At 63.0% G+C, this 4,312-nt stretch carries 3 protein-coding genes; all 3 read right to left on the bottom strand.

The annotated features are described in order from the left end of the window. Nucleotides 1-133: 133 nt before the first annotated feature. Nucleotides 134-2,572, bottom strand: a complete 2,439-nt coding sequence (locus ACE04F_RS13305) for a TonB-dependent siderophore receptor (RefSeq protein ID WP_486107321.1) — start codon at nt 2,570-2,572, stop codon at nt 134-136. A 98-nt stretch (nt 2,573-2,670) separates the two neighbouring features. After that, nucleotides 2,671-3,642, bottom strand: coding sequence for a FecR family protein (locus ACE04F_RS13300; protein WP_486107319.1), 972 nt, complete (start codon nt 3,640-3,642; stop codon nt 2,671-2,673). A 38-nt stretch (nt 3,643-3,680) separates the two neighbouring features. Next, a complete protein-coding gene (locus tag ACE04F_RS13295) occupies nt 3,681-4,181 on the bottom strand; it encodes a sigma-70 family RNA polymerase sigma factor (protein WP_486107317.1) in 501 nt (166 codons plus the stop codon). Nucleotides 4,182-4,312: the final 131 nt, after the last annotated feature.

Raw genomic sequence — 4,312 nt, 5'->3', positions numbered from 1 at the left:
GTCGAACGCGGAGTAGCTGATGCTCCGCGTTCGAGAGGTTTTGGGGCCGCTTCGCGACCCAGCGGGAGCAAGCTCCCTCGCCACGGGATTGGTTTGGGCCTTGGGACTGGGTTTCAAGCCGCAGGAGACGTGATCAAAAACCCACGCTCGCCTGCACGAAAAACGTCCGCGGCGCGCCGACGTAGATACCCGAGTTGTTGTCGCTGGAACGCGTGTAGTACTGATGATCGAACAGGTTCTTCACCCCCGCGCCGAGTTTCAGGTTCGACAGCTGCGAGCCGAAATCATAGCCGCCCCGAACGTTCCAGAGCATATAGCCCGGCATGTCGCCGTACTGCCCATCGACGGTGCCGTCGGTGATGTAGTTGTCGCTGAAACTGCCATCGGGGTTCACGCTGTTGCCCGGTGAACGTTGCCCGGACTGGGCAAAGCCGTCGAGATTGTAAGTCCAGCGATTGACTTCGTAGCGCAGGCCCACGGTGGCAATCTGGCGCGAATAGAACGGCAGGTCACGGCTCTTGAAGCTCGGGATGTCGCCTTCATAGGTGGCGCGGGTGTAGGTGAAACCGGCGCTGGCGGTCAGGCCGTCGAGACGCGGGTCCAACGCGGCCATGTCGTAATGCACCGACGCTTCCAGCCCCTGGTGCTTGGTGGCGCCCATGTTGGTCCAGCCCACATCGTTGCTGATGTATTGCAACTCGTCATCGAAGTCGATGTAGAACAGCGTCACTTCCCCGCCCCACACCTCATCGTTGTAGCGCGTACCGACCTCGTAGGTCTTGGCCTTTTCCGGGCTCAGGCCATTGGCGGTGTTGTTGCCGTCACCGCCCTGGCCGAGCTGGAAATACTGCAGGCTGCCGAACGAGGTCTCGTAGTTGGCGAACAGCTTCCAGGCGTCGGACAGGTGGTACATCACGCTCAAGGCCGGCAGCGGTTCATTGCTGTCGATGCTACGGCGCTTTTCCTGCACCGGGCGGCCGGCGGTGTCGAGCACCGGGCGGTCATGCCATTCGGTGCTGATGCTTTCGAAGCGGATGCCCGGAGTGATGGTCCACTTGCCGACATCAATCTTGTCGTCGATGTAGACCGCATGGGCTTCGGTACCACCGGTCCGATCCTGATAGACGTGACCGTCGGCGCCCGGACGCACCACCGGTTCGTTGTTGCGCAGCGCCAGGCGGCTGGCCTCCTCGTGCATGCCTTCCTTGAGGTAGCGATAACCGACGCTGGCCTCCTGGGTGGTCGGCCCCAGGTCGAACACATGGGAGACCCGCGGCTCGATGCCGAAGGTGTAATAACTACGCGGGTAGGACACCAGGTTGCGCTGGTCCCGCGAGGCGATGGTGCTGCCGCGGAAGCTGTCGGAATAATAGGTCAGCACTTCGGCCTGGGTGCGCTCGCCGATTTCGCGGATCCACTTGAACGATACGTCCTTGCGCCGGCCGCTGAAACTGTCCCAGTCGCGATCGGACTGGTACGGGTCGGCGTCGTACTGTGCCTGGATCAGGCCGCCGGGCATGTCGGCCTCGGCGTCGTAGTAATGGAAGTTCAGCGAGAAATCATCAACGTCGGTCGGCGCCCAGTGGGTCTTGAGGATCACGTCGTCGATGTCGTTATCGTTGTTGCTCTTGCGATATCCGTTGCCGTTGACGCCCGAATACAGCAGCGCCACGCCCAGACCGTTGTCAGCGGTACCGCCCAGAAACGCCGTGTCGATGTGCTTCCAGCCGCCATGCTGGGAAGTTTCCAGAGTGCTGCCGATTTCCCCGGTGGCTTTCTCCGGGATGGCGCGGGTGACGAAGTTGATTACCCCGCCGACGTTCTGCGGTCCATAGCGCACCGAGCCGGCACCGCGTACCACGTCGATGCTGTCCAGGTTGCCCGACGAGATCGGCGCCATCGACAGTTGCGGCTGGCCGTACGGCGCAAAGGCCGCCGGTACGCCGTCGATCAGGACCGTGGAGCGCGGCGACAGACGCGAGGTCAGGCCGCGCACGCCGACGTTCAAGGCGATGTCGCTGCCACCGGTGCCGTTAGCGTCTTGCACCTGCACGCCCGGGACCCGCCGCAATACATCGCCGACGTTCATGGCGCCCTGCTCGACCATCGCTTCGCGGCGGATCACCGTTCGCGCACCGGCGTGGTTCTGCACCACTTCGGCGTTGGCGTCGCCGAGCCAGTCGCCGACCACCTGGATCTCGGTGGCGCCCAACTCCAGCGGGCCATCGGTAGACGCCGAGGGAGCCGGCAACACAGTCACCGAGCCCTGATCAATCTGGTATTGCAAGCCGCTGCCCTCAAGCAATTGCCCCAGGGCCGCCTCGGGAGACAGGTTGCCCTGCACCGCCGGTGCGTGCTTGCCGGCCACCAGGTCCGGGCTGAAGAACACCTGCAACGATGTCTGCTGGCCAAGCTGGCTCAGCGCCTGGCCCAGAGGTTGCGCCTGAATGTGAATTGCGCTGGCGGCCTGGTCGGCAAAAGCCTCGGGCAACCCGGCGCTGACCGCCAGGGTCAGTGCCAGCGGTAGCCAACGGGTGGAGGTACGTTTGTTGTTCTTGGCGGAAGTTTTCACGTCGAACCTTGTCCTGTCGAATCGCAAGAATACGCGTCTGTTAATGCAAACCAGTTGCAGTTGGACAAGAAGACGAAGAACTCGAAAAAAACCTGAATCTATTTCGCAATTATTTCCTGGCTGCCGTCGTCGAGTGTGCGCACCGCCACCGGCAGGATGCTCGGCAAGGCCTTGAGCAGCGCCTCGGGATTGTCCGAGCGGAACACACTGGTCAGGCGCAGGTCGCCCACAGCGGCGCTGCCGATCCGCAGGGGCTTGGCGCGATAACGGGAGACTTCCTCGGCGACTTCACTCAACGGCGCGTTATTGAACACCAGCTTGCCGTTGCGCCATGCGGTGAGTTCATCGGCGTTGATCGGGTACGGTGAAGCGACCTTGCCGTGTGCGTCGATCCGGGTTCCCAAACCAGCCGTGAGGCTGATGGGGAAATCGCGCCCCTGGACCTTGACGCTCCCTTCCTCCACGACCACCCGGGTGCTGTCGGCATCGCGGCGCACATCGAAGCGCGTCCCGGTCACCGTCACCTGGCCGTTGCCCGCATCGACGGTGAACGGACGCGCGGCATCATGCTCGACCCTGAACAGCGCCTCCCCCTCGACCAGCTCTACCCGACGTTGGCGATGTTCGAAGACAACATGCACATGGCTGCGGCTGTTGAGATCGATCAGCGAGCCATCCGGCAGCGCGACATGCCGACGCTCACCGAGGGCAGTGGCGAACTCGCTGCGGTAATCGCTCGACGCACCGAGGCCGCTGAACAGCCCCAGACCGACTGCCACCGCCACCAATCCGGCGGCGACCGCATAGCGCAGCAAAGGCCTGCGTCTCGGGCGTTCGGCGGGCCGTTCGCACAGCGCTTGCAAGCGCTCCATAGGCAGCAGGTCCGTTGCGCTCCAGATCCCTTGCAACAGTTGAATTTCATCGCGGTGGTTGGGGTGTTCGCCCAGCCAGGCCTCGAAGCGCTGACGCTCGTCGAGGCTCATGACCGGGTCCTGCAGACGCACGAACCATCGCGCCGCCTCGTCGCGAACCCTGCTCTGCCCGCACGGGCAGTCACGGCTATCCATCATGGAAGGGTCCTGTGGCTCGGGTGGAAGAGGTCGACCGCTCATTGATCGGGTCCGTCGAGGCGATCACGCAGATGGCGCAGGGTGCGGATCATATACTTTTCCACCATGTTTTTTGACAGGCCCAGGCGCTCGGCGATTTCCGCCTGGGTCAGGCCTTCGATCTTCTGCCAGACAAACACCGTGCGGCAATGGGCCGGCAGCTCGGCAAGCGCCCGTTCGATGGAGTCCGCCAGCTGGATCGCGTGCATGTAGTGCTCCGGGTCGCCCGCAAACGAATTACCAGGGTCAAGCGCCGCTTCCTCCATGGCGCCCCGTCGATCTTCACGCCGATAGCCGTCCACTGCAATATTGCGCGCTGTCTGGTGCAGATAGGCCCGTGGCTGTTCGACCTGCGCCGAATCGGACTCGAGCACGCGCACGAAGGTGTCATGGGCCAGGTCCTCGGCCTGATCGCGATTGCGCAGGCGGCGGGTCCAGGTGCCGATCAACTCTTCGTAATGCTCGAAAAAGCCGGGTCTGCGAGGCAGCTTGGGGATCATCACGGCGTGCTGTGGGGACGGGGCACGAATAGTAATCGTTCTTATTAATAGGAAGCAAACGCCGTCCGACCACTTGATATGAGAAATGTGGGAGCGAGCCTGCTCGCGATAGCAGTGGTTCAGCCTGCATC

The sequence above is a fragment of the Pseudomonas sp. AGC41 genome, assembly GCF_057334555.1.
Note: the sequence above shows the minus strand (reverse complement) of the source record. Positions and strands in the feature narration are given on the sequence as shown.